General features: G+C 53.1%; 28 protein-coding genes and 1 tRNA gene. 21 read left to right on the top strand and 8 right to left on the bottom strand.

What is annotated here, in order from left to right; genetic code table 11:
• Window positions 1–14: 14 nt before the first annotated feature.
• The 17 genes from K0A93_10565 to K0A93_10485 all read left to right on the top strand — a co-directional run bounded on the left by K0A93_10565 (window position 15) and on the right by K0A93_10485 (window position 14,765).
• Window positions 15–1,073, top strand: a complete 1,059-nt coding sequence (locus K0A93_10565; protein MBW6512535.1) for a pilus assembly protein PilM — start codon at window positions 15–17, stop codon at window positions 1,071–1,073.
• Window positions 1,070–1,624, top strand: a complete 555-nt coding sequence (locus tag K0A93_10560) for a PilN domain-containing protein (protein MBW6512534.1) — start codon at window positions 1,070–1,072, stop codon at window positions 1,622–1,624. Before K0A93_10565 ends, K0A93_10560 begins: the two co-directional genes overlap by 4 nt.
• A 5-nt stretch (window positions 1,625–1,629) precedes the next feature.
• Window positions 1,630–2,238, top strand: coding sequence for a type 4a pilus biogenesis protein PilO (locus K0A93_10555; protein ID MBW6512533.1), 609 nt, complete (start codon window positions 1,630–1,632; stop codon window positions 2,236–2,238).
• A complete protein-coding gene (locus tag K0A93_10550; protein ID MBW6512532.1) occupies window positions 2,147–2,794 on the top strand; it encodes a pilus assembly protein PilP in 648 nt (215 codons plus the stop codon). The genes K0A93_10555 and K0A93_10550 overlap by 92 nt, the downstream gene beginning before the upstream one ends.
• A 38-nt stretch (window positions 2,795–2,832) precedes the next feature.
• Window positions 2,833–5,508 (top strand): type IV pilus secretin PilQ, encoded by a 2,676-nt coding sequence (gene pilQ, locus K0A93_10545; GenBank protein MBW6512531.1) that lies wholly within the window; start codon window positions 2,833–2,835, stop codon window positions 5,506–5,508.
• 78 nt (window positions 5,509–5,586) lie between these two features.
• Window positions 5,587–6,744: a chorismate synthase gene (aroC, locus tag K0A93_10540; protein ID MBW6512530.1), complete on the top strand. Its 1,158-nt coding sequence runs from the start codon at window positions 5,587–5,589 to the stop codon at window positions 6,742–6,744.
• 22 nt (window positions 6,745–6,766) lie between these two features.
• A complete protein-coding gene (aroB, locus tag K0A93_10535; GenBank protein ID MBW6512529.1) occupies window positions 6,767–7,879 on the top strand; it encodes a 3-dehydroquinate synthase in 1,113 nt (370 codons plus the stop codon).
• Window positions 7,869–8,669, top strand: coding sequence for a tetratricopeptide repeat protein (locus K0A93_10530; protein ID MBW6512528.1), 801 nt, complete (start codon window positions 7,869–7,871; stop codon window positions 8,667–8,669). Before aroB ends, K0A93_10530 begins: the two co-directional genes overlap by 11 nt.
• The gene (locus tag K0A93_10525; protein MBW6512527.1) at window positions 8,662–9,021 is read left to right on the top strand and encodes a roadblock/LC7 domain-containing protein; all 360 of its coding nucleotides are present in this window, start codon (window positions 8,662–8,664) and stop codon (window positions 9,019–9,021) included. Before K0A93_10530 ends, K0A93_10525 begins: the two co-directional genes overlap by 8 nt.
• Before the next feature lie 4 nt (window positions 9,022–9,025).
• Window positions 9,026–9,460: a type II 3-dehydroquinate dehydratase gene (aroQ, locus tag K0A93_10520; protein ID MBW6512526.1), complete on the top strand. Its 435-nt coding sequence runs from the start codon at window positions 9,026–9,028 to the stop codon at window positions 9,458–9,460.
• Window positions 9,457–10,548 carry an aminopeptidase P family protein gene (locus tag K0A93_10515; protein MBW6512525.1) on the top strand — a complete coding sequence of 364 codons (1,092 nt, stop codon included), beginning with the start codon at window positions 9,457–9,459 and terminating at the stop codon, window positions 10,546–10,548. Before aroQ ends, K0A93_10515 begins: the two co-directional genes overlap by 4 nt.
• Window positions 10,549–10,604: 56 nt before the next feature.
• Window positions 10,605–11,078, top strand: coding sequence for an acetyl-CoA carboxylase biotin carboxyl carrier protein (gene accB, locus K0A93_10510; GenBank protein ID MBW6512524.1), 474 nt, complete (start codon window positions 10,605–10,607; stop codon window positions 11,076–11,078).
• A 39-nt stretch (window positions 11,079–11,117) separates the two neighbouring features.
• Window positions 11,118–12,455: an acetyl-CoA carboxylase biotin carboxylase subunit gene (gene accC, locus K0A93_10505; GenBank protein MBW6512523.1), complete on the top strand. Its 1,338-nt coding sequence runs from the start codon at window positions 11,118–11,120 to the stop codon at window positions 12,453–12,455.
• A gap of 36 nt (window positions 12,456–12,491) precedes the next feature.
• Window positions 12,492–13,313 (top strand): lipoate--protein ligase family protein, encoded by an 822-nt coding sequence (locus tag K0A93_10500; protein ID MBW6512522.1) that lies wholly within the window; start codon window positions 12,492–12,494, stop codon window positions 13,311–13,313.
• 2 nt (window positions 13,314–13,315) lie between these two features.
• Window positions 13,316–13,726, top strand: coding sequence for a hypothetical protein (locus K0A93_10495; GenBank protein MBW6512521.1), 411 nt, complete (start codon window positions 13,316–13,318; stop codon window positions 13,724–13,726).
• 79 nt (window positions 13,727–13,805) lie between these two features.
• Complete coding sequence (locus tag K0A93_10490) at window positions 13,806–14,624, top strand: menaquinone biosynthesis protein (GenBank protein ID MBW6512520.1); 819 nt, start codon at window positions 13,806–13,808, stop codon at window positions 14,622–14,624.
• A 54-nt stretch (window positions 14,625–14,678) separates the two neighbouring features.
• Window positions 14,679–14,765 (top strand) — tRNA-Leu (locus tag K0A93_10485).
• A 170-nt stretch (window positions 14,766–14,935) separates the two neighbouring features.
• On the opposite strand, the gene nqrF is transcribed toward K0A93_10485, so the two are convergent.
• The 7 genes from nqrF to K0A93_10450 form a co-directional block, all read right to left on the bottom strand.
• Window positions 14,936–16,159, bottom strand: coding sequence for an NADH:ubiquinone reductase (Na(+)-transporting) subunit F (nqrF, locus tag K0A93_10480; GenBank protein ID MBW6512519.1), 1,224 nt, complete (start codon window positions 16,157–16,159; stop codon window positions 14,936–14,938).
• An 18-nt stretch (window positions 16,160–16,177) separates the two neighbouring features.
• Window positions 16,178–16,786, bottom strand: a complete 609-nt coding sequence (gene nqrE / locus K0A93_10475; protein MBW6512518.1) for an NADH:ubiquinone reductase (Na(+)-transporting) subunit E — start codon at window positions 16,784–16,786, stop codon at window positions 16,178–16,180.
• A 3-nt stretch (window positions 16,787–16,789) separates the two neighbouring features.
• Window positions 16,790–17,440: an NADH:ubiquinone reductase (Na(+)-transporting) subunit D gene (locus K0A93_10470; GenBank protein MBW6512517.1), complete on the bottom strand. Its 651-nt coding sequence runs from the start codon at window positions 17,438–17,440 to the stop codon at window positions 16,790–16,792.
• On the bottom strand, window positions 17,437–18,189 hold the full coding sequence (locus K0A93_10465; protein ID MBW6512516.1) for an FMN-binding protein: 753 nt from the start codon (window positions 18,187–18,189) through the stop codon (window positions 17,437–17,439). The genes K0A93_10470 and K0A93_10465 overlap by 4 nt, the downstream gene beginning before the upstream one ends.
• The gene (locus K0A93_10460; GenBank protein MBW6512515.1) at window positions 18,182–19,363 is read right to left on the bottom strand and encodes an NADH:ubiquinone reductase (Na(+)-transporting) subunit B; all 1,182 of its coding nucleotides are present in this window, start codon (window positions 19,361–19,363) and stop codon (window positions 18,182–18,184) included. The genes K0A93_10465 and K0A93_10460 overlap by 8 nt, the downstream gene beginning before the upstream one ends.
• Window positions 19,360–20,721: a 4Fe-4S dicluster domain-containing protein gene (locus tag K0A93_10455; protein ID MBW6512514.1), complete on the bottom strand. Its 1,362-nt coding sequence runs from the start codon at window positions 20,719–20,721 to the stop codon at window positions 19,360–19,362. The genes K0A93_10460 and K0A93_10455 overlap by 4 nt, the downstream gene beginning before the upstream one ends.
• Window positions 20,722–20,808: 87 nt before the next feature.
• Window positions 20,809–20,952 (bottom strand): hypothetical protein, encoded by a 144-nt coding sequence (locus K0A93_10450; GenBank protein MBW6512513.1) that lies wholly within the window; start codon window positions 20,950–20,952, stop codon window positions 20,809–20,811.
• 192 nt (window positions 20,953–21,144) lie between these two features.
• Between K0A93_10450 and K0A93_10445 the strand changes: the two genes are divergently transcribed.
• The gene (locus tag K0A93_10445; protein MBW6512512.1) at window positions 21,145–21,540 is read left to right on the top strand and encodes a type II toxin-antitoxin system VapC family toxin; all 396 of its coding nucleotides are present in this window, start codon (window positions 21,145–21,147) and stop codon (window positions 21,538–21,540) included.
• Between the two features lie 10 nt (window positions 21,541–21,550).
• Window positions 21,551–21,808: a hypothetical protein gene (locus K0A93_10440; protein MBW6512511.1), complete on the top strand. Its 258-nt coding sequence runs from the start codon at window positions 21,551–21,553 to the stop codon at window positions 21,806–21,808.
• A gap of 97 nt (window positions 21,809–21,905) precedes the next feature.
• Here the strand turns inward: K0A93_10440 and K0A93_10435 are convergent, their stop codons facing one another.
• Window positions 21,906–22,892: a transposase gene (locus tag K0A93_10435; GenBank protein ID MBW6512510.1), complete on the bottom strand. Its 987-nt coding sequence runs from the start codon at window positions 22,890–22,892 to the stop codon at window positions 21,906–21,908.
• 537 nt (window positions 22,893–23,429) lie between these two features.
• Here K0A93_10435 and K0A93_10430 point away from each other — a divergent pair.
• Together K0A93_10430 and K0A93_10425 are read left to right on the top strand one after the other, a co-directional pair.
• Entirely contained in the window at window positions 23,430–23,663 is a 234-nt protein-coding gene (locus K0A93_10430; GenBank protein MBW6512509.1) for a hypothetical protein, read from the top strand.
• Between the two features lie 125 nt (window positions 23,664–23,788).
• Entirely contained in the window at window positions 23,789–24,349 is a 561-nt protein-coding gene (locus tag K0A93_10425; protein MBW6512508.1) for a hypothetical protein, read from the top strand.
• Window positions 24,350–24,408: the final 59 nt, after the last annotated feature.

Here is a 24,408-nt window from a genome sequence, read left to right as displayed (position 1 = left end):
TTTTTTAAAAAGTTATGTTTTTTAAGAAGAAGAAAGACATCGTTGGTTTTGATATCGGCTCAAGCTCCGTTAAGTTCGTCTATTTACGCGAGGCTAAAGGGTCGTATCAACTGGTTGATTTCGGTATGGCAAAATTGTCTGACGAAGCAATTGTCGACAACGCCATTATGGATTCGAGTGCTGTTGTTGATGCCGTGCAGGAGCTGATCGCGACCCATTCAATCAAGGTCAAGAATATCGCAACATCAGTTTCTGGCCATTCGGTTATCATTAGAAAAATTCAGATGTCGATTCGCACTGAGGAGGAGATGGAGTCTTCCATTCAGTGGGAAGCCGAGCAGTATATTCCTTTTGAAATCTCGGAAGTCAATATCGATTATCAGGTTCTCGGTCCCGATGAGAATGATGCCTCACAAATCAATGTTATTCTGGTGGCGGCAAAGAAAGACTTTGTCGGTGACTATCTGGCCGTTTTCAAGGAGTGCGGGTTGACGCCGCTGGTTCTCGATATTGATTGTTTCGCACTGGAAAACGCTTTTGAAGCAAATTATTCGGTTGCTGAAGATGAAATTGTTGCCCTGATCAATATGGGCAGTGAAGCGATGAACGTCAATGTCCTCAAGGGCGGAGCCTCGGTCTTTACGCGTGATATTCAATCCGGCGGCAAGTTATATGATGAAGAGATCCAGAAACGCTTTGGACTGAGTGCCGAAGATGCAGAGCGGGCAAAACTGGGGGAGGAAGTTGGGGGTGCTGATCCCGCCGAGGTCAGACAGGTGATTGATGAGACAACAGAAAATCTGACCCAGGAAGCCCAGCGCTCAATCGATTTTTTCTCAGCGACTTCAGCCGATGAAAAGGTGCAGAAGGTTTATATCGCGGGCGGCGTTGCCAAGGTTCCAAATGTTGTGGAGATGCTTGCTGAAAAGCTTGGTGTTCCCGTTGAAGTTATTGATCCATTCAAACAGATTGCGGTGGATGAGAGTTCTTTTGATCTGGATTATGTGGCAGATGTTGCCCCGATGTACGTGGTCGCGGTCGGTTTGGCGATGCGGCGGTTGGGGGACAAATGATCAGAATAAATCTTCTTCCGGTTAAGGAAGCACAAAAAAAAGAGATGCTGATTGGTCAGCTGGTGATCCTGGCCCTGGCGGTGAGTATCGTTGTCCTTGGCTGTTTGGGCGGTTACCTGTGGTTACAGGGGCAGGTTAACGAACAACAACGGCAGGTCGATGAAAAACAGGCAGAAATTAACCAGCTCAAGAAAGTTCTGGGCGAGGTTCGGGAGTTCGAGAAAAAGCAAAAAGAGTTGCGCGGCAAGCTGGATGTCCTTGATAAATTGAAGGACAATCGCTCCGGTCCGGTGCATCTGCTGGATGAACTGAGCGCTGCTCTTGCTGAAGGTGTCTGGGTGGAGTCTTTCGACGAAAAGGGGGGGGCGATAGCGATCTCGGCGATCAGCTTGTCGCAGGAATCTGCCGCCGTGTTTTTGCGCAATCTGGAGGCATCCCCCTATTTTCAGAACGTTTCCCTGCTGGTGATCAACCAGAAAAACCAGGGGGACGTTGTGCTCCACCAGTTTAAGGTTATTTGTGCGGCTGAGACGCCGCCAAAGAAAAAGTGACAACGATGGACCCACGTATCGAAAAATTACTCAAGCTGCCACTTTATCAACGCTGGATCATCCTTGGTGTGATCTGCGTCGCGATTATTGCGGCCACGGTCTATTTCGTTTATCTGCCGCAGATTGAAGAGTGCGACAAGCTGCAAAAACAAAATGAGGCGTTGGAGACACAACTGGTCAAGGATCGCCGCATTGCCAATAATCTGTCCAAATTCAAGCTTGAATACGAAAAAATGCAGGAACAGCTTAATGATGCCTTGAAAGAGCTTCCCAACCAGCAGGAGTTGTCTGCTCTGCTTACCAGCATTGCCTCGTTGGCCAAGGATAATCGCCTGGAAGTTTTGATGTTTAAACCGGGGAAGGAAGTTCCACAAGGTTTTTACGCCGACGTTCCAGTTTCGTTGAAACTGCTGGGGGCTTATCATGATGTTGCTGAGTTTTTTCAGGCGGTCGGTGATCTCTCGCGCATTGTAAATATCAGCGGACTGAGCATCAAGGAAGGTCGATCGAAGGAACGGGAAGATGTTCTGGCTGTTGATTGTACGGCGACGACGTTCCGTTTTGTTGACAGTGCTGCCCAGGCAGCAGGGAATAAGGGCGGGAAGAGGCGTTAGTTTGATGTGTGCTACTCATTACAGGCTGTTTTTATTGTTATATCTGTGTTTCGCGCTGAGTGGCTGTGGTGACGCCCCGGTGTCGAATCCATCTGCCGATGGTGGGGACAAGGTGCCGGTAAATAAAAACAAACCACCGGTTGTTAAGGAAGAGCAGGAACAAGCGGTTATCGTCAAGTATCGCTATCCACGAATTGACAAGCGCGATCCGTTCAAGCCGCTGGTCGAGGTCAAAAAGAAGGCTCAAAAGTCGCCAGTGCGCGAGTCTGCAGCTGTGCCGGAGGATGAGCTGACACCGTTACAAAAAGTCGATATTGAGAGATTGCGGTTGCTGGGCATTATCGTAGGTAAAAACGCGCCACGCGCGATGGTCGATGCGCCTGATGGGAAATCGTATATTTTGAAAAAAGGAACCAAGGTCGGGAAAAACAATGGCGAGGTTGTTGACATTGCCGCAGAGGTCGTTCTGGTTCGAGAGAGATACCAGGATTTCACCGGCGAAATGCATGAAAATATAGTTGAAATAAGACTTCCTGCGCGGGAAGGAGATCGTTAATGTCAATTTATGGGATGTTCTCTGGGCGGATAAAGGATGTGTTGACGTGCTGTAAGTTGGCGCTTCTGCCGTTGCTTGTACTTGTGTTGATGGTGGGGGCGGAGCGTGGCCATGCTCTTGACCGCGGGACCACGAACACTCTTGAGGATATCCGGGTGAGCACGCAGGATGGCGCGACTGCCGTAGATATCGTCACTGCCATGCCGATTGGCTATCGTTATACCGTCTATGATTCTTTGCAGCCGGTCCGGGTGGTTATTGATTTGCCGGGTACCGATGTGAGCGCGGTTCGACCTGCTGCCGTGAATTCCCCCATTGTCGAAAGCATCCGCACGACCCCATTTGATCTGACTTCGGGGAAACTGGGACGTATCGAACTGCTTCTTTCCCGGAGCGTGCATTATCAGGTAGAACCCGGCCCGAGTGGCTTGTCAATCGTGTTTGATGCCGTTGCTGAGGCTGGTGCTGCCGCAGTGCCTGTTGCCAGCCTTCCGGTTGAAACAACGGCAGCGGCTGTGCCCGTCTCCCCAATCCCGGCGCCGGAAACGATCGCACCCGACACCCAAAAAAAATCAGATTCAAACCAGAGCAGCCCTTCTTCGCCAGGCACCAAAGCGACAAAGATAGAGATTGACGAGCAGATGCTTGTGGTACACATGGACGGTTCTGCCAGTGAGGTCAAATCGTTCTCCCTGGGGGCTCCGCCTCGCTTTGTTGTCGATCTCTTCAGTGTTTCTCCAACCTTCAAGGAACGTGAATTCCCGCTCGGATCGGGATTCAAGCAACTCCGGGTTGGTGTCTATAAAGATAAGCTGCGCCTGGTTCTTGATGCAGCGGAGCGCGTGCCACCGAGTTCTGTGGAGACGGCATCCGGTGCGGTGAGCGTCCGTTGGGGCGAAAACAGAAATACGACGGTTCGCATGCCAGCCCCTTTGGCCGCGACACCGGTAACGATCGAGGCGGTTGATTTTAAAGTGGACAACGGCCATTCAATTCTGGAGATCAGATCGTCGGCCCCGTTCAAAAGCAGTCAACCTGAACAGCATGGAAATATTGTTCAGTTCGGTATTGAAAATGCCCTGATCTCTCAGTTGATTAAACGTGTGATCGATACATCTTCATTCCCCAGTGCGGTGCGCTTGATCACCCCCTATACAGTCACCGACGGCGACAAACAAAATGTTCGCTTTGCTGTTGAGTTGAAAGGCCCGGTCAAATATTCATTTTCTGCGGCCGGCAACTCCCTGAAGATGGTGGTTGTGGATGGTCCCTTTGCAGAGACCGTTCCTGCCCAGCCGAGCACTTTGGATGTGGTGACCTCACGCGACACCGTCACCAGGGCTGCGCGCGTGGCCAGTAGCGAAGACTCCCCAAAGAATGCACCGTCGGGGGCATCAACGGGTGCTGATGAAAACTCGGTTGTGGGGGATGCCGTGCCAGTCGCTGGTACAGAAAAAGCTGATCTTTCACCGCAAGCAATGCAAGAGGGACGTTATATCGGGCAAAAAATCTCTTTGGTCTTTGATAATGCCGATATTCGTAAAATACTTCAGCTGATCGGCGAGGTCAGCGAGATGAATATTATTGCCAGTGACGACGTTAAAGGTTCTGTCACGCTGAGGTTGATCGATGTTCCCTGGGATCAGGCCCTTGATCTGATTATGGAAATTCAGGGGTTGGGGATGATCCCGCAGGGGAATATCCTGCGCGTCATGCCGAAGGAAAAGATTTCCGAAATGCAGCAGAGCGCCTATACCGCTGCGCGGACGCAGGAAAAGATTGAAAATCTGGTGACGGACTATATTCAGGTCAACTACACCGAGTTGAAAAACGTTATTGGTCCGCTGAAGAATATTTTGACGCCGGGGCGCGGTAAAATTGATGAAGACTCGCGAAACAAGCAGATTATAATTACCGATATTCCAAGCGTAGTAGCGAGGGCCCGTGATCTGGTTTCAAAAATTGACACACCGGAACGTCAGGTGCTGATTGAGGCACGTATCGTCGAGGCCAACGCCAGTTTCAGTCGGGACCTCGGCGTGAAATGGGGGCTGTCAAAAACCAATCCGAATGCCGGTTCTAATAATCCAAGTGCAATTAATGTCGGCCTCGGGGGGAGTTTCCTGATTGCTCCGCCGACGGCCGGATCGGTTGGACAGGCTGGTTTTGCAACGGGGATTACCTTTGGCCAGCTTGGTATTGACAGCACCATTCTCGACATGCGTATTTCGGCCCTTGAGTCATCAGGACGGGGGAAGGTCGTTTCGTCACCACGCATTACCACGCTGAACGGTCTGGCTGCCAAGATCAGTTCTGGTACGAAAATCCCCTATCAGTCGACCGATGACAGTGGCAGTGCAAAGACCGAGTTTGTCGACGCGAACCTTTCCCTTAATGTGACGCCGGTGATTAACCCTGACAACAGCGTTATTCTGACAATCGCTGCGTCAAACAGTTCGATCGGCTCGACGGTGAGTACCGGGGCCGGGACCGCACCGAGTATCGATACCAAAGATGCAAATACGACGGTGCTGGTGAAGGATGGACAGACAACAGTTATTGGTGGTATTTTTGTCGAGCAGGAGGTTGAATCGATTGCCGGAGTGCCATTGCTGCAAGATATCCCGATGATTGGACATCTGTTTCAATCGAAGAGCGTACAGAACTCACGTTCCGAACTATTGATTTTCATCACGCCAAGAATTATTGATTAAGCAAACCAGCTGTGATTGACACAAAGGGGACAGGCGTGGAGTCTGTCCCTTTTATTGTCATCCTTGTGGAGCCAGATAATGATCAGATATTTGACTGCCGGAGAGTCGCATGGCCCTGAGCTGACAGCGATTGTTGAAGGAATTCCGGCGCATCTCGAACTAAGTCATGAGGACGTCAACTGTCATCTGGCGCGCCGCCAACAGGGACATGGGCGGGGCGGACGGATGATGATTGAGTCTGATACGGTTGAGTTCACGTCGGGGGTGCGGTGGGGCAAGACCCTTGGTTCGCCGTTGACCCTGAAAATAATCAATCGTGACTGGGTGAACTGGAATCAGAAAATGTCTCCGTTGGCTGGTGACCGGATTGATGGTATCGAGATAACGCGTCCCCGACCCGGTCATGCGGACTTGTCAGGCAGTATCAAATACCGTCAGGACGATATCCGCAATATTCTGGAAAGGTCGAGCGCGCGTGAAACTGCGGTGCGCGTCGCCGTTGGCGCGGTTTGTCAAAAGCTGTTGGCTGCTTTTGCTATCAAGGTTGCCGGGTATGTGACAGAAATTGGCCCGGTTGCAGCCCAGGGGCGTGACATTGATTATGATCTGAAGATCAAACGCAGCGCTGAATCTCCCTGCCGAACGTTTGACCTTGCTGCCGAGCAACAGATGATTGCTGAAATTGATCAGGCCAAAGAGCAGGGGGATACCCTTGGCGGTGTTGTTGAGGTTGTCGTCCTTGGTGCCCCGATCGGTCTGGGCAGTTATGTCCAGTGGGATCGTAAGCTGGACGCCAAACTGGCAATGTCAATCATGAGTATTCAGGCGTTTAAGGGCGTCGAAGTCGGGCTTGGTTTTGCTGCCGCGCGGACTCCTGGTTCCCAGGTTCACGATGAAATTTTCCATGATGGTGAAGGTTACACGCGCACAACGAACCGTGCGGGTGGCATCGAAGGGGGGATGAGCAACGGCGAGGCAATTATTATTCGCGGTGCGATGAAGCCGATCCCAACCTTGTACAAGCCGTTGAAGTCGGTTGACATTCAGTCTAAACAAGCATTTGAAGCAACCGTCGAGCGTTCCGATGCCTGTGCTGTTCCCGCCGCCGCAGTTGTTGCCGAGGCGGTTGTCGCGATAGACATCGCCAATGCCATGCTTGAAAAATTTGGTGGTGATTCAATCGGGGAAATGATGTCAAACTTTCAGCATTACCAACGGTACGTCAGTGAACGCTGATCATACAAAAGAAGTGAGGCAAATGCAGTTGACGGGTGAAAGAGTCGTTGTGGGGCTTGCTGAACGAAGCTACCCGATCCTTATTGGCCACGGTACCCTTGATCATGTTGGAGCGACCTTCCAGTCCGTGTCGTTCCCGTCCCGGGTTGCGCTGATCACTAATCCCACGGTGGCGTCCTTTTATCAGGATCGGGTGGAAAAAAGTTTGCGTTCGGCAGGTTTTGATGTGCTGACGATAACTGTTCAAGATGGTGAAATCTATAAATCGCTGGCAACGCTTGAGTCGATTTATGATCAGCTTATCGCCGCCCGTTTCGATCGCAACTGCGGACTTGTTGCACTCGGCGGGGGCGTGGTGGGGGATATGACCGGGTTCGCTGCCGCGACTTTTTTGCGTGGTATTCCGTTTGCGCAGATTCCCACGACCTTGTTAGCCCAGGTCGACAGTTCGGTGGGCGGCAAGACCGCAGTCAATCACCGCTCAGGAAAAAATCTGATCGGTGCCTTTTACCAGCCAAAACTGGTATTTATCGATGTTGCTACGCTCGCTACTTTGCCGGAAAGGGAGTATCTTGCGGGGATTGCAGAGGTTGTAAAATACGGGATCATCAGCGACCACGATTTTTTTCAGCAGCTCGATGCCGACGCGTTACGACTCCTTGCCCGTGAGCCGGAAGTTCTGGTTGCGGTGGTTAAGAGGTCTTGCCAAATAAAGGCGAATGTTGTAGAACTTGACGAGACTGAAACGTCACTCCGCGCGATTCTTAACTTTGGGCACACGTTCGGTCATGCGGTTGAAACAGCCACGGGTTACGTCGATTATCTGCATGGTGAAGCGGTTGCTGTCGGCATGTTGGTTGCGGCTAAAATCTCGGCGCGGATGGGGTTCTGTACCGCCGCCGATGTGGCAACGATCGAGAGGTTTTTTGAAAAACTCAAACTGCCTGTTACTCCACCGCACTACCCACTGGAGACATATCTGTCGGCAATGATGAGAGACAAGAAGGTCAAATCCGGGGTGTTGCGTATGGCCCTTAATAAGGGGATAGGCGATTGTACAATCGTTGATATCGAACATCCCGAACAGATCTTCGCGCAGGTACTGTCAGGTTCTGGAGCAATGCATGGCCGTTGATTACGATATTCTCTACAAAAAAATAGCCGAATGCACCGAACTGCTGGCAACAAATCGCCAGTCACCGGTTTTTGTTGATCTCTGTGAGGCATATCGACAGCTGGGAATGCTTGAAGATGCCGCTAGTGTTGCCAGGCAGGGACTGGCACTTGTTCCACAAAGTGTGCCGGGGCTGGTTTCGCTGGGGAGGGTTCTTGCTCAGCAGGGCGACCTTTCCGGTGCAGTCGATGTGTTTAGCAATGCGGTGGCTATTGACGGCACTGCAATGCCCGCACTGACCGGCCTGGCTCGTGTTTTGGTGATGCAAGGCAACACGCTTCGCGCTCGCGAGGTCATTCAGCGCGCCGCACAGATCAATCCGCACGATTCAACGGTTAAAAAAATTCTTTCGGCGTTGGGGAATGCCGCAATGCCGCCGCCGTCAGCTACTCCCGCACCGCCCCCTCCCGCAGAACCTGCTACCGAGGGGCATCTTGACCCGATTGCGACGCTGACTATCGCAGAACTCTACGAACGGCAGGGGTTGGTGGAACGCGCGCTTAAAGTGTATCGAGATCTCTTGCACAAGGAACCTGAAAACGAGCTGCTGCGGAGCAAGGTTGCCCGCTTGCAAGACTGTCAGTCTACCGTTTCGGGGGGCACCGAAAATGCAGAAAAGCCTGATAACGCGCCAGGGCAGGAAGCTTCTCCCTCTCAGGTGACCACACCAATTCCTGAAATTAATGGCGTCTATCTCGCTACGCTCAACCGCTGGTTGGACGCTATTCAGCAGAGGAGGGCTCATGTTTGATGAAATCCTTTGTCGCATTGTTGATGAAACAAAAGGTGGCCTCGGTGCTGTCCTGATGGGGTATGACGGCATTGCTGTCGAACAGTACTTTTTGCCGCGAGAAGAGTTCGATTTGCAACTCGTTGCGGTTGAATACGCCAATATCCTCAAAGAAGTTCGCAAGACTGCCGAGATTTTACGTTCCGGTGAAACCGAGGAAGTTTCTATCCGCACCAAGAAATATTATGTGATTATCCGCACCGTGGGCGATGAATACTTTGTGGTTATGACTCTTGAGCGCGACGGTAATTATGGCAAGGCACGCTATCTGCTGACACGTGAAGTGCCACAGCTACTCTCGGCACTGGCCTGAATCAATGAAAATTCTTGTCCTGCATGGCCCCAACCTCAATTTACTGGGAACGCGTGAGCCCGACATCTACGGATCACGGAACCTGGCCGAGATCGACTCCGAGCTGACGGCGTATGCCGCCGCATGCAGCGTGGAAGTGGAGATTCATCAGTCAAATCATGAAGGGATGCTGGTCGATTTGATTCACGCTGCTGCCAGTTCAGGTGTCTCGGGGCTGATCATGAATCCTGGTGCCTATACTCATACCAGCATTGCTTTGCGGGATGCAATCGTCGCTACCGGCATGCCTACCGTCGAGGTTCACCTGAGCAACATCCATGCCCGCGAATCATTCCGCTGCAAGTCGTTTATTGCTCCGGTGGCAGTTGGTCAGATCAGTGGTTTTGGCGCGATGGGGTATCGACTGGCTCTTGATGGGTTGCTTTCCCGTTTGCGATGAAGTCAGATTATTGCCGTGAAGATTTGCTGCACCGCCAGCAGCGGGCGTCTCGACTGTTGACTGACGGTCTGGATGCCGTTGTTTTTTTTGATCTCCACTCAGTGCGCTACCTGTGTGGCTTTACTGGTACCGACGGCGTTGTGGTGGTGTCTGCAGAAGGGGTAGAATTTCTGACCGATTCGCGGTACGTCGTTCAGGCTGCAGCAGAAGTTCTCGCCACGCGGATTACCCGCTATAACGAAAAAAATTCCGGCATTGCTGATTGCCTCAAACGTGTGCAGGCGCAGCGGGTTGGCTACGAGGCGAACGCTATCACCTGTTCCAGCTTCGCAGAACTTGAAAATCAAGTTGACGTTGCCTGGGTCGGCATGTCAGCGGAACTCAACGCAATGCGTGCCTTGAAAAGCCCCGCTGAGATTGCTGCTATTGAATCTGCAACAACCATTTCAGCACAGGCTTTCGCTGCCATTGAACCGTTGCTGACCCCTGGTCAAGTTGAGCGTGACATTGCCCTGGAGCTCGAAATTGAGCAGAGACGGCTGGGTGCCGATGCTCGGGCCTTTGAATTTATCGTTGCATCGGGAGAGCGTGGCGCACTCCCTCACGGGGTTGCGTCAACCAAACGACTGGCAGCCGGTGAACTGGTGACCATCGACTTTGGCTGTCGCTTCGCTGGGTATCATTCCGATGAAACGGTGACGGTTGCCATTGGTGATATATCTGCCCGTTTGCGAACGATTTACGATACGGTCCTCGAAGCGCATGACCGGGCGCTGCAATGTGTTGCTCCGGGAGTGCCACTGCGTGAAATTGATGCGGTTGCCCGCGATTACATTGGCGTTGCCGGTTACAGTGATTATTTCGGTCATGGTCTGGGGCACGGGGTTGGTTTGAAGGTTCACGAAGCGCCGGTGGTATCGCCACGCAGTGAATCTTTGGCCGAAGTCGGCATGGTGTTCACGATTGAGCCTGGAATCTACATTCCGGGGTGTGGCGGGGTGAGAATTGAAGACATGGTTGTGGTGACCGATGACGGTTGTCGGACGCTCACCCGGATTCCCAAAAAATTTCGTTGTTGGGTGGCGTAAATATTATCAAGTCGCTTTTTTTGCATACATCGACTGATCCTGAAAGGAGTAACATCGTGGATATTAAAGATCTGAAAACATTGATAAAGCTGGTCACTGATACGGATATTACGGAGTTTGAAATCGAGAACAGCGAAGAAAAGATTCTGATCAAACGTGGCTCGCAGCCTGAGGTGATTCACATGGCCGCGCCGCAGCAGTTCGCCGCTGCTCCGTTGCCGGTTGCTCCGGCTGCCGCCACTGCCGTTGCGACAACCTCGGCGGCTCCGGTTGTCGCTGCCGACGACAAGTATGAGACGATTACCTCCCCGATTGTCGGCACTTTTTATCGCAAGCCGGGTCCCGATGCGGATTGCTATGTTGAAGTCGGTACCACCGTTGCTGCGGGCGCCACTGTTTGCCTGGTCGAGGCGATGAAGATGTTCAACGAAATTGAGGCGGAATTCAAATGTCGTATCGTTGAAATTCTGAAAGAAGATGCTGCTCCGGTCGAGTACGGTGAAGCGTTGTTCAAAGTTGAGCGGATTTAATTCTCGTTTGCAGCCTCAATCGAAGGAGTTCTAATGTCGATGTTTCATAAAATTCTGATTGCCAACCGTGGTGAAATCGCGTTGCGAATCATTCGGGCTTGCAAAGAACTCGGAATTAAAACCGTAGCGGTACACTCAGATGTTGATAGTGAGGCCCTGCACGTCAAGATCGCTGACGAAAGCGTTTGCATTGGACCCGCTAAAAGCGCAGACAGTTATCTGAATATCAAGGCGATTATCAGTGCCGCAGAATTGACTGACGCCGACGCTATTCATCCCGGTTATGGCTTTTTATCTGAAAATGCCGAGTTTGCTGACGTCTGTGAGAAATGCGGGATCACTTTTATCGGGCCAACTCCGCGGAACATGCGCTTGATGGGCGACAAGATCACTGCCCGACAAACCGTCATCAAGGCCGGAGTGCCGATCCTCCCAGGGACGACCGATGGTGTCAACAGTGTTGACGAAGCGCAGAAGGTCGCTGCTGAAATTGGTTTTCCGATTATTATCAAGGCAACGGCGGGTGGTGGCGGTCGCGGTATGAAGATTGTACATTCTCCGGCTTCGCTGCCCAATGCGTTTGCTGCCGCTCGCACCGAGGCTCTGGCCGGATTCGGTAACGCTGATGTCTACATCGAAAAGTACTGTGAACGTCCCCGTCACGTTGAAATTCAGATCATGGGGGATAAACATGGTAATGTCATTCATTTGGGGGAACGGGATTGTTCCATTCAGCGCCGCCACCAAAAGCTGATTGAAGAAGCTCCGTGTTCAGTGCTGACACCTGAGCTGCGCGAGAGAATGGGGACTGCGGCGGTTGCTGCCGCCAGGTCTGTTTCTTATGCCAGCGCCGGCACGGTCGAGTTTTTGCTCGACAAAGACATGAACTTTTATTTCATGGAAATGAATACTCGGGTTCAGGTTGAGCACCCGGTGACAGAGATGGTTACCGGGATCGACATTATCAAAGAACAGATTCGCTCTGCTGCCGGGTTGCCGCTGCGTTTCAAACAGGAAGACATAAAAATTCAGGGGCACTCCATCGAATGCCGGGTCAACGCCGAAGACCCGGTCAAATTCACTCCGTTTCCGGGTAAAATCAACGGTTATCACACCCCTGGCGGGATGGGCGTCCGTGTCGACAGCGCGGTTTATGATCAATATACCGTTTTGCCACACTACGATTCGATGATTGCCAAGCTGATTGTTCATGCGGAAACCCGTGAGGAAGCGATCAAACGCATGGCACGGGCACTTGATGAATATATTATCGAGGGGATCAAGACGACGATCCCGTTTCATCGTAAAATTATGGCGAACAAAGATTTTATCGATGGCGACATTGATACCAGTTTTCTGGAAAATGTCATCCTCTAGTCTTTTTTTGTCGTGATGTCGCGCTGGTCCTGGCGGTTGATTCGTAGCGGATATCTGACCGCCAGTGACAACATGGCCCTCGATCAGGCGTTGCTTGAGTCGGTGTCTGCCGGTATCTCTGAACCGGTGCTGCGCTTCTATCGATGGGCACCTGCTGCGGTGACGATTGGCTACGCGCAGCCGTCCAGGACGGTTAACCTTGCCGCCTGCCGCAGGTTGGGGATTGATGTTGTGCGGCGCTGCACCGGCGGTCGCGCGGTCTTGCACGGCGACGAAGTCACTTACTCGCTCATTGCCCCGGAGCGAGGTGCTTCGTTTCCGGCCGATATTCTGGGCAGTTACCGAAGAATAGCCGACGCACTGCTCGATGCACTTGATGATTTGGGGTTGCAGGCGACGCTGTCTCCTGGGCGTGAGCGTCATACCGCGAGCTTGAGATATTCCAGTGCCTGCTTTATCACCCCCTCCAGCTATGAACTTGTGTATGACGGGTGCAAGATAACCGGCAGCGCTCAAAAACGTAACGGCTCGGCTTTTCTGCAACACGGGTCGATTCCGCTGATGCTTGATCCCTATTTACTGAGTTGCGCGCTTAACCCGGATGATTGCGATCACCATGCCGCTGCTGTTCACTTCAAGAGTAAAATCGGTTGGCTGAATCGCTGGCTTGCCTGCCCAACAACTGTATCTGCGGTCGAGACGGCGCTGATTGCGGCATTTGTGCGACATTTCGATTTTCCCATGATTGAATGCGCCCCGACCGCTGCTGAACTGGAAAGGATGCGCCAGCTCTCAGCGACACGCTACGCAAAGATTCTTGTTGGCAAAGCGGAAGCAGTTACCAGACAGAAGGAATGATTATGAATTCACAATTAGCGCGGATGATCCTGTTGTTTTCGGTTGTGGTGCTGTTGGGCATGGGTGGTATGGGCGGTGTGCCTGAAGGAACAATTCCCGAAGTCAAAGAAAATTATTCTGCCCAAATCGTTGATCGTGAGGGGGTCGTTACCGCCGTTGAGAATTTTTCAATCGACGGTAATCTCTATCTGGTTGGTATGCGGGGCCAGGGGCAGGTAACTGTTCCGTTGCGCGATTTGAAGAAAATCGAGTTCGGCAATGTTGACGCGGATAATGTGCAAGTTCGCTGTGTGCTGCGTGATGATACCTCGATTGATCTGAAGATCCGGCGGCGCTCAATTTTTTATGGCAAGGGCGATTTTGGTGTTTTTCAGATTTATGCGCGACACATCAAGCAGATCGTTTTCCCCTGAATCGAGGCTTGTGGCACTGGTTGTATTTGTTTCATCTGTTCGACAGCGTATGGCATTCCCCCGAAAGTTCTGAACAAAGATGACCTTGCGTCTTGGTTGCATCATCTACACGAACTGCGTTCCGTTTTTTCACTTTATTCGTGAGGCCGGTTTCGGCGGAGAGATTATTCCAGGGGTTCCCGCAGAACTGAATCGCTTGCTCGCTTGCGGCGCGATCGATGCCAGCCCTTCGTCGTCGTTCGAATATGCACGTAACTGGCGCAATTATGTTCTCCTGCCTGATTTGTCGGTGAGTGCTGATGGTCCGGTGTGGAGCGTTTTATTATTCAGTGAAAAATCACCTGAACAGCTCGATCCGCTGACGAAAATTGCGATTACCGGCGAATCGGCATCATCTGTCAACTTGTTGCGAATCCTCCTGCGTGAATATTATGGCTGGGCTAATGTTTGCACCTATGTCCCCAGTGAGCCGCTTGAGCAGATTGTTGCCTCCGGACGGCCTGCCCTTCTCATCGGGGATCGTGCCCTGCGGTGTGCATATACGACAAATTGCCGTGCCTTTGATCTGGGCGCGATGTGGAAAGATTTAACCGGCCTGCCCTTTGTTTTTGCTTTATGGATTGTCCGGCGTGAATTTGCTGAAAAAAACGCAGTCGCGCTCGATTTATTGAGAAAACAGTTGCAGCAGGCCAAAGAGAAAGCCTTTTTGCAGTTGTCACTCCTGGCCAGGCGGACGGGCGAAGCAACGGCCATGACTGAAAAACAACTTGTTGAGTACTGGCGCCTGATCGAGTACGGGTTGCCTGCGTCCTGTTTGGAGGGGATGCAGTTGTATTTTCGGATGGCGGCAAAATACCAATTGCTTGATGATGTGCCGGAAATACGTTTTGCCTGCTGATAAGCCGTATTTTATTGACAGGGTGGAGGGAATAAACTAAAAAATAGCACATTTGCCTGGGTGGTGGAATTGGTAGACACTGGGGACTTAAAATCCCCTGACGGAAACGTCGTGCGGGTTCGATTCCCGCCCCAGGTACCACTAGACAGTTCAATACCGTTCAAGAAAGTACAGGAAACCCGCTAACCATGCGGGTTTAGCTGTTTTTAGCGTCCGATGTTGCCCAGTTGAATGTGCTGACCTTGATCAGGTTTTGGTAAACAACGTCGTTCACGTTTAATTCAGGCATAAGGACTCTCTTCAATTTTCACTCAACCGCCGAAGTCATCAAAGCGGATCATCACCGGATCGACACCGAGGCTGTCGAGCATTTTTAAAACGGCCGTGGCCATCATCGGCGGGCCGCACAGATAATATTCCACCTCGGTCGGATCGGGATGGTCCTTGAGGTATTCGTCGTAGGCCACCTGATGAATAAACCCGGTAGAACCACCCCAATGGTCGTCCGGCTGCGGGTCGGAGAGTGCGACGTGGTAGCTGAAGTTGGGGAAGCGCTTTTCCAGATCGCGGAACTCTTCATCGTAAAACATTTCGATCTTTGAACGTGCCCCGTACCAGAAGGTGATCTTGCGGGAGGTGTTTTCGGTCAGCAGCTGGTGAAAAATGTGCGAACGTAGCGGGGCCATGCCGGCGCCGCCGCCAATGAAGCACATCTCGCGGTCAGTGTCCTGGATGAAAAACTCGCCGAAGGGGCCGCTGAAGGTGACCTTGTCTCCCGACTTGAGCATGAAGAGATACGATGAGGCGATTCCCGGCGGCAGCTCGGCACCTGGCGGCGGGGTGGCGATGCGCACGGTGAAACGCAGGTCGTCCTCTTCGGGGGTGTTGGCCATCGAGTAGCTGCGGTACTGATCCTCGTCATTTTCGGCCACAAGTTCCCAGAAATTGAAATGGTCCCATACCGGGCTGAAGCGCTTTGGCACGTCGATATCCCGAAACGAGCGGCGATACGGCGGGATGTCAATCTGCACATAACTGCCGGTCTTGAAGTCGAGATGCACCCCGGGGTCGAGCTTGATGCGCAGTTCCTTGATGAAGGAGGCGACGTTGTCGTTGGAAACGACGGTGGCAGCGTATTTGGTGATGCTGAAAATCTCGTCCGGGATGCGGATGCGCAGATCTTCACGCACCTTCACCTGACACGCCAGTCGCACGTGATCCAGCCGTTCGGCGCGGGTCAGATGCGGCAGTTCGGTCGGCAGCAGCTCGCCGCTCCCTGCCAGCACCTGGCACTTGCAGTAGCCGCAGCTCCCTTTACCGCCACATGCCGAGGGGAGATAGATCTCGTTCTGAACCAGAGCGGTCAGCAGCGTTTTCCCCGCCGGGGCGGTGATTTCGTGCTCCGGGTCGTCGTTGATGTTGACCCGCCGTTCCCCCTTGGGGACGACCTTGGCCTCCACCAGCAGCAGTATGGCGACCAGCGTGAGCAGGATAGCGAGCACGACGGCCAGGGCGATGGTCAGGGTTGCGAACACAGCGTGCTCCCGTGGCGACTAGAGTGAAATTCCGGCGAACAGCATGAAGCCGATCGACATCAGGCCAGTGATGATCATATTGATGGCAAACCCGCGTAAACTTTCCGGGACATCGGCATAGCGCAGCTTGTGGCGGATCGTCGCCATGGCAATAATTGCCAGCGCCCACCCCAGCCCTGAACCGACACTGTAGACAAGCGTTTCGGTAAAGGTGTAGGCACGCTCGACCATGAAGAGCGACACGCCGAGGATCGCGCAGTTGACGGTGATCAACGGCAGAAAGACGCCGAGATTGGTGTAGAGCCCCGGCGAAAAGCGGTCGATGACCATCTCCAGCGCCTGGACGATGGCGGCGATGGTGGTGATAAAGAGGATCAGCTTCAGGTAGCTGAGGTCGACGCCCTCCAGCCCGGCCCACGCCAGCGCCCCCGGTGCCAGCAGCGTGTGATAAATCAGCCAGTTGACCGGGGCGGTAACGGTGAGGACGAAGACCACCGCAACGCCGAGGCCGGTGGCGGTCCTGACGTTGTTGGAGATCGCCAGGAATGAACACATGCCGAGGAAATAGGCGAGCAGAATGTTGCCGACAAAGATCGAATTAAGCGCGATGCCGAGGAGATTTTCCATCCGTTACCGCCGTTTCATCATGATGCTGTTCTGCAGCCAGACAAACAGCCCGATCAGAATAAACGCTCCCGGTGCCAGCAGCATCAGGCTGTTGTCGACATATCCCCACTGGTAGAAAAGAGCGGGCATGACCGGGTAGCCGAGGAGCGTTCCCGACCCGAGCAACTCACGAAAAAAAGCCACCCCGATCAGCAGCGATCCGTAACCGATGCCGTTGGCGACGCCGTCCATGAAGGAGGCGAAGGGCGGATTCTGCAGGGCGAACCCTTCCGCCCGTCCGAGGACGATACAGTTGGTGACGATCAGGCCGACAAAGACCGACAATTGCTTGCTGACCCCATACATGAACGCTTTGAGGAGCTCGTCGGCAACGATGACCAGCGTGGCGATGATGGTGATCTCGACGATGATGCGGATGTTGCGCGGCAGTTGATGTCGCAGCAACGAGATAGAGAGATTGGACAGCGAGACGACGAAGATCAGCGCCAGACTCATGACGATGGCGGTCTTGAGCTGGACGGTCACGGCCAGCGCCGAACAGATGCCGAGGATCTGCCTGGAGATCGGGTTCGTCTCCCACAGCGCCTTGCCGATCTCCTTGAGTGATTTGCTTTTGCGGATGGCGGTCCACGGTGAACGCGATTGACAGCTCATCGTTTGGCCTCCCCTTCTTTTTTGTTGTCACTTCCGGTCGGGTCGGATGGTACGGCCACCCGGTTGCCCCGGAAACGGATCGACACCGGTTCATAGTTTTGCAAGATACTCCTGATGTCGTCGGTCATAAAGCGCCCGGTCATCGTTGCCCCGGAGATGCCGTCAACCATGTGGCTGCGACGCGTCGCCGGCAGATCCGGCGGGACGCTCCCCTTGGCGATGGTGATCGAGACGAAGTTGCCAGCGACATCGACAATCTTTTTACCGACCCAGTTTTTGCGGAACCATTCTTTTTCAATCTCGCCGCCGAGCCCCGGCGTCTCGACATGCTTGTAAACTGTAAACCCGGCGATGGTTGAACCATCCTTCTCGATCGCCAGATAACCGTGAATCCGGCCCCACAGGCCGCGGCTGTTGATCGGGACGATATAGGACGCAATGCGATTGTCCCGGAGGTAAAGGTAGAGCGGTACATCACTCTCGCCCCGCATCGACTCCGGAACCAGCTCGCCCTGATTATTGACCCAGTAGCGGTGGATATTTTCCTGATAGAGGGCTTCGATTTCGCTGCCACGGTAGTCTCGCCCCTCGTCGAGCAGATTGACCGAGCGCAGCAGGTTGCTGTAGCGATCGATCAGGGCGTTACGCGCCTGACGCTCCTGGAGTCCGGCCGATACGCCGGTCAGCAGGACGGTGCAGACGACGCCGAGCAGCGTCGCGATCAGCAGCGTTCTGATGTTGCTAGACATTCGTCACCCGTTTACGCAGTTGCCACCTGATTTCGAGCTGATCGAAGAGCGGCGCGAAGAGATTCATGAACAGGATCGCCATGCCGATCCCTTCGGGAAACGCCGGATTCATCACCCGGATCAGCACCGTCAGCGCGCCGATGCAGAATCCGTAAACCCATTTCGCCGCAGGCATGTGGGTCGCTGACACCGGATCGGTTGCCATGTAGGCGAAGGCGAACATGCTCCCGCCCATCAGCAGATGCTGATAGGCGGGGAGGGTATAGTAAACGGGGGTTCCAGCTCCGGCGGCGAGGTTGAACAGGAATCCGGTAACCAGCAGGCCGCCGACGCAGCCGAGAATAATTCGTGCGCTGGCGAGCCCGAGGACGATCAGGAAGATCGCTCCGGCGATACTTAACAAGGTTGCAGTGCCGCCGATGGTGCCGGGGTAGAGGCCCAAGAGCAGCTTGATGGCGCTGTACCCATGGTCGACAAAGGCGGCGTGGAGATCACTGCCGCGCTCGGCGGTCGCCGCCAGTGCCAGCGGCGTGGCACTGGTGATACTGTCGACGGTCGCCGGTCCCGCGACCTTGGCGACCCAGATGGCGTCGCCGGAGTTCTGCACCGGGTAGGCAAAGTAGAGGAACGCCCGCCCGGTCAGCGCCGGATTAAGGAAGTTGCGTCCGGTGCCCCCAAAAATCTCCTTGCCGATCACCACACCGAACGAGATGCCGAGCGCCGCCTGCCAGAGCGGAATCGTCGGTGGCAGGGTGAGGGGAAAAAGGGCGCAGGTAACCAGCACCCCCTCGCTCATCTCATGTTTGCGGATGGTGGTGAAGACCACCTCCCAGCCGAAGCCACAGAGGAAGACCACGGCGATGATCGGCAGCGCGGTCTTCAGGCCGTTGAGTGCCACCGGCAGGAGTTCGGTCGACAGCCCGGCGGCGAGTTGGGACTGATAGCCGACATTGTAGATGCCGAACAGATAGTGGGGGAGCAGCGCGAGGATGACCAGCATCATGAAGCGCTTGGTGTCGAGATAGTCGCGGATATTCGGGGCGAAGCGAGTGACGCTGGCCGGGGCGTAAAAGACCGTCTCGATACTTTCGTAGAACGGCCAGAAACGCGCCAGGCGCCCCCCTGCCTCGAAATGCTTCCGCGTCCGGTCGAAGAACAGCTCAAGCCATTTCATCGTTGCCCCTGTTCCTTGAGATAGTCACGTTTGGCGGTTTTGAACGTTTGCACGAGCTCTATCTTGGCCGGACAGACGTAGGAGCACAACCCGCATTCAACACAATCGAGCAGGCCGTGCTCAAGGGCTTCTTCGACTGCGTCGGCGTGAAGTGCCTTGTAGGTAAAGTGCGGCAGGATGTCGACGGCACAGACCCGCGAACAATAGCCGCAGGCGATGCAGGCGCGCTCGCCGCCATGTTTATTGCAGTCGGTTGACAGTGGCTGGCGATGGAGTGCCGACAGAAAGGCCCGCGAGTAGCTCGGTTTGCGGTAGCCGGGAAGGAAGAGGCCGAACAGCTCGCCCTTGCTGTCCCCCTCCGGCAGCAGGTTGAGGGCGGTGGCATAGAGGCCCAGATGCGATTGCGGCTCGCTCCGGGTGCCGGTCAGCAGTCCTCCCTGGATCCAGCGCAAGCTGGCGCTTTCGGTTGAGGTGGTCACGGCCAGGTCGGCCAGCGGCGCTCCGAGGCGGGTACGCAGATGGCCGGGGTGCGCGACTCCCGATCCCGCGACCGAGACCAGCCGGTCGATGGGGTAGTGTCCCGTGCGCAGCAATGCCGCGATCAGCAGCAGGTCGTGCCCGGCGATATACCAGCAGCGGTTCTCGCTGGCATCCTCTTTCAGACGGTAGAGCAGGGTGCCGGGGTCGCCCGCCGGATAGAGGCCACTCCAGGTCAGGTTGACGGTCCCGGCGAGCAGTTGCGTCACCGCGCTGTTGGCGCGGGCAGCCACATGTACCGGCCCGTCAGTTAGCCGCCGGAGGATGTGCAGACCGAAAGCGAAGTCCTCTTCATGCCCTGTCAGGTAGATGGCGGGGTCAGGTTGAAACGGTTCGTCGCTGCCGAGAGTGACAACGATCGCCGGGGGGATGCTGTCGGGCTGTGGGTAGTCGCGCCACGGCAGTTCGCGCAGCAACGGCCAGACGCCGCCGTCGAGCAACGCCCGGACCAGCAGCGGGCGATCAAGGTGGTCGAGTTGCGCACTGTCGCAGGGGGGGAAATCAATCCGCTCCTCGGTGGTGTCAAGCTTGATGATGATCGCTTCGATTGCCCGGCGCGGACCGAAGCGGATCGCGTCCACCGTGCCGCCACCAGGGGAAAGGAAACGGACATCCGGATTGCGCTTGTCCTCAATCAGCACGCTGCCGATCTTGACCCGCTCACCCTCTTTGACTTTGAGACGTGGCTTGATAAAGGGGATGGCGGTTGGCAGCAATGCAACCGTTGCCGGTTTTTCGAGAGGCTCCACCGTGGTGGCCGGTGCGCCGGAGATGGCCAGCTGGTAGCCCTTAGGGCTGTTGATGTGGGTACAATTTTTCATCGATTACGTCGTTGGTTGTGAGCAGATGTCATGGCATATTCAACCACAGTTTACCCTTAACTGAGGCTGACGGCAACCGGACAGGTGTTAATCATGCTTCGTTGGCCAGCGCCAGAAGCGCGCCAGCACCACCTGGATGCCGAGCATTTGCCAGCCGTTGCCGCCGATGGCGACGAAGATCAGGGTACCTTCGATCACCGCGTGACAGGTGAGGAGAAACCAGCCTATCATGAATAGTTCGTTTAATTTATTTCCAGAAACTGCAAGGCAAGAGAAAGATCTTTTCGAGTCTGATGTACTGTCCCCGGCCCCCCTCTTTGAAAACCATCCTTCTCAATAACCCCATTGACCGGTAGCTGGTGCCGTTATACAATGATTCCAGATTGCCATCACGTTGTGGTGGCGTGAGACGAGGGAGTAGCTATGCAGCAGATCCTGATTGATACCAACTTCTACGTGGCTTTCAAACGGAAGCAGGAATCGGTTTTGACCCGGTTTCGTCAGGCGGAATATATCGGCGTGAGCACGGTCGTACTCGGCGAGTTACTGGCTGGCTTTCGTTGCGGGAGCCGCGAAGCGGAAAATCGTCGAGAGCTCGACCAGTTTCTGGATTCTCCCCGCGTCAAGGTGCTGGCCATCGACGAAGAGACAGCTGAATTCTACGCCGAGATTTTTCGTGCTCTGCGTGAAAAAGGGCGACCGATTCCGTCCAATGACCTGTGGATAGCGGCGACCTCGCTGCGACACGGACTAGCGCTCGCTACCCTGGATGAACATTTTCGATCCATCGACAGCCTGCTGCTGGTCGAAAACCAATAAGGAGACCGTCATGGCCAACATGACTTTGCGCGGTATCGACGAACAGATGGCCCAAGCCCTGAAGGAGCGCGCTAGCCAGGAAGGATCCAGCGTCAATGCCGTGACTTTGCATCTGCTGCGAAAATCGTTGGGTCTGGAAAAACGTAAGCGTTGCGCGACCTACAGCGATCTCGACCACCTTGCCGGGACCTGGAGCCAGGAGAATGAAGATGAGTTCAAGCGCAACACGGCTGTTTTCGAGCGGGTTGATGAGGAACTCTGGAAATAATTGAGAAGATCAATAGGGGGCCCCCTGCATATTTCAAACAACGAACATTAGGGGGACGTTGTTAACTTTGTAAACCACGAACATTAGGGGGACGTTGTTAACTTTGTAAACCAGAAACAACGGCCTGTAAGTTCCGGCTCCGCTGATAGATCTCTTCGCCCCTTCGCGCGGCCAGACTGACTCCGGCGCGACTGATGTTCAACATTCTCGCAACCGCCGCGCCGCTCATCCCCATTTTAACGACAGCAACATAGCATAATGCGCCCCTGGCAGCGGACACCTCTTTTCGTTTCCCCCCTTGCCACAAGGATGCCGGTTCGATTGAAAATATTGGCGCAATGGCGCTGATAATTTCTTCCAGTGATACGCGGCCAAGTGCGATGTCGGTGGTTTCCGTCATCAGCTGCAGTTGTTCCACAAAGTTTCCGCTCCCGAGAATTCTTTCATCGTATGCTTCCGGCTCTTTTGAGCCTGACAGTTTAAGGGATCGACGCAATCCGCCACCAACCAATTCGTCTCTTTTTCCCTGATTTATTCCGTCCTCGATAAAAGTTCGATACTGTTTCCGGGCGCGTCCCTTTTTACTGTCGAACATCTGGAGGAGCTCATCTGCGTTCTGTCCCGCAAATTCTGCATGACCCATAATGACACCATGTCCAGACCATCGGTATGAATCCAGCTCGTCGATGGATTCAGCCAGGCCGACCCGCAGGGGATTGAGGTGAATATAGCGAACAAGCTCAAGAAGATAGGCGTCTTCCTCGCAAACAATTGATTTGTAGCGATTTTGAAAGAGGTGCCCGCTTCGTTGATGGCGACGATTGAAGACCACGGCATAGCCTGTCAACAAGCGCCGCATGAATAGGGAAAGTTTGGTCGACTGGGGGCGAAGGAGTAAGTGGAAGTGATTGGACATCAGCGCCCAGGCAAGACATTCGGTTCCGGTTGCGATAAGCAACTTCGACAAGCGTTCAACAAACAGTGCTTTGTCATCGTCACCGAGAAAAATGTTTCGCTTTTCGATGCCGCGCACCATCACATGTTGGAGAAGGCCGGGGATATCAATACGGGCTGTTCTTGGCATGAATGGGAGGATAGCACTGGGAAGCAATTAAGTCAACCAACTTAACTACGTCCCCCTTTTTTATTGACAACTTGGTAGCCAGACTCCACCATATTTGCTGCCTTTGGTTTTATGTGTCCAAATCGAAATCGCTATCGGGATCGAAATCGTTCTTGCCACTGCCAAACTGCATGCCGTGATAAAGTGCGCCGGGAAAATGAAGGCGGGATTTACCAGCCATGCAAAAGATTATCCGAATCTTTCAATCTTGGAAGCCCATTGATTTCCTTTTGTGAGATTCACTGGGGAGGTTATTTTGTTGATATTTTTCTTGAGTGACGGGCGGGAATGGATTAGGGTGTGTGAACATTAATCGGTTGAGGGTGTGCAATGGGTTGGGATCTGGAGGAAAGATTGAAGCCGTGCTTGCTGTTGATAAACAACAGTGCGGCTTTTTTGTTGGCTCTAAATGTCAAAATATCAGCTACGCTGGCGTCTCGGTTTGTTTTGGATGGGCGGAGAGTTAAATAAATGTCCCCGGAACTCCTTGGATGAATTATGAAAAATCTTGAAATTTCACTCCCTCTTGTTAATGGGAAGTTGCTTGATACCCACTACGGTGAAATTAGTGGCAAGAACCTAATCCACGAGTTTATTGGTGACGGCACCAGCCCACCACCTAAGAGAATGCGGCTACAAGTTACTACTGAGTCAGGCAAGGTTGTGGTCATAAACATCCCCTACGATGATAACAGCGACGCCTCTATTTATATTGATGATGTAGAGCTATAGTAACTGCCACCTGTGACCATTATAACTGTCGCTCGTGCGGTTGATGAATGGTTGGATGAAAAATAAATAAATAAATCTATCAGTAAGAAACTAACCGAATATGAATAAAAAAACTGGGAGAAAACATGAGGAAAATTTTTGCTTTTATAGTTTCATTGTTGTTTTTTATTACAATCTGTTCTTGTGATAACACTGACAAAGAAGCAAGAAATAGACTGAATAGTGCAAGGGTTCTTATCGCAAATAACCAGCTTGAAAAAGCGGAAATTTTACTCGAAAAAATACATACTGAAAATTCAAATACAGAAATTTCGAATGAGGCACTTAATGATTTGTCGTCAGTAAGGAGAAGTCTTTTAGAGAAAAGAGAAAATTTAGCGTTACATACTGTTGAGAGTTTAAGAAGAAAGATTGAAGAATACTATTCTTTAGAAAACAAATATCCATCATCTATTAGAGAACTTGAAGGGAAGGTTGAAATTGAAAGTATAGATAAAAATATTGAAGCGCTTTATTTATATGGCGATGAAGGAAATGTTATACTGATAGGTTTTTACAAATATGGGAATATTGCTTATAGTCACGCAGGATACAAAGTCGTTGAGACTGACATTCAAAAAGTAAGGGACGCTTTAGAAAAAACAACTCCTATTGAGACATACAAAGGAATTAAACAGCTAGAGTAATCCGATTCATCCGCAGAATCTGTGGGTGACCACCGGTTCAGGCAATTCACCAAGTGTAA

Source organism: Desulfuromonadaceae bacterium (genome assembly GCA_019429445.1).
GTDB lineage: Bacteria > Desulfobacterota > Desulfuromonadia > Desulfuromonadales > JAHYIW01 > JAHYIW01.
This window is presented reverse-complemented; position numbering and strand designations above follow the sequence as displayed.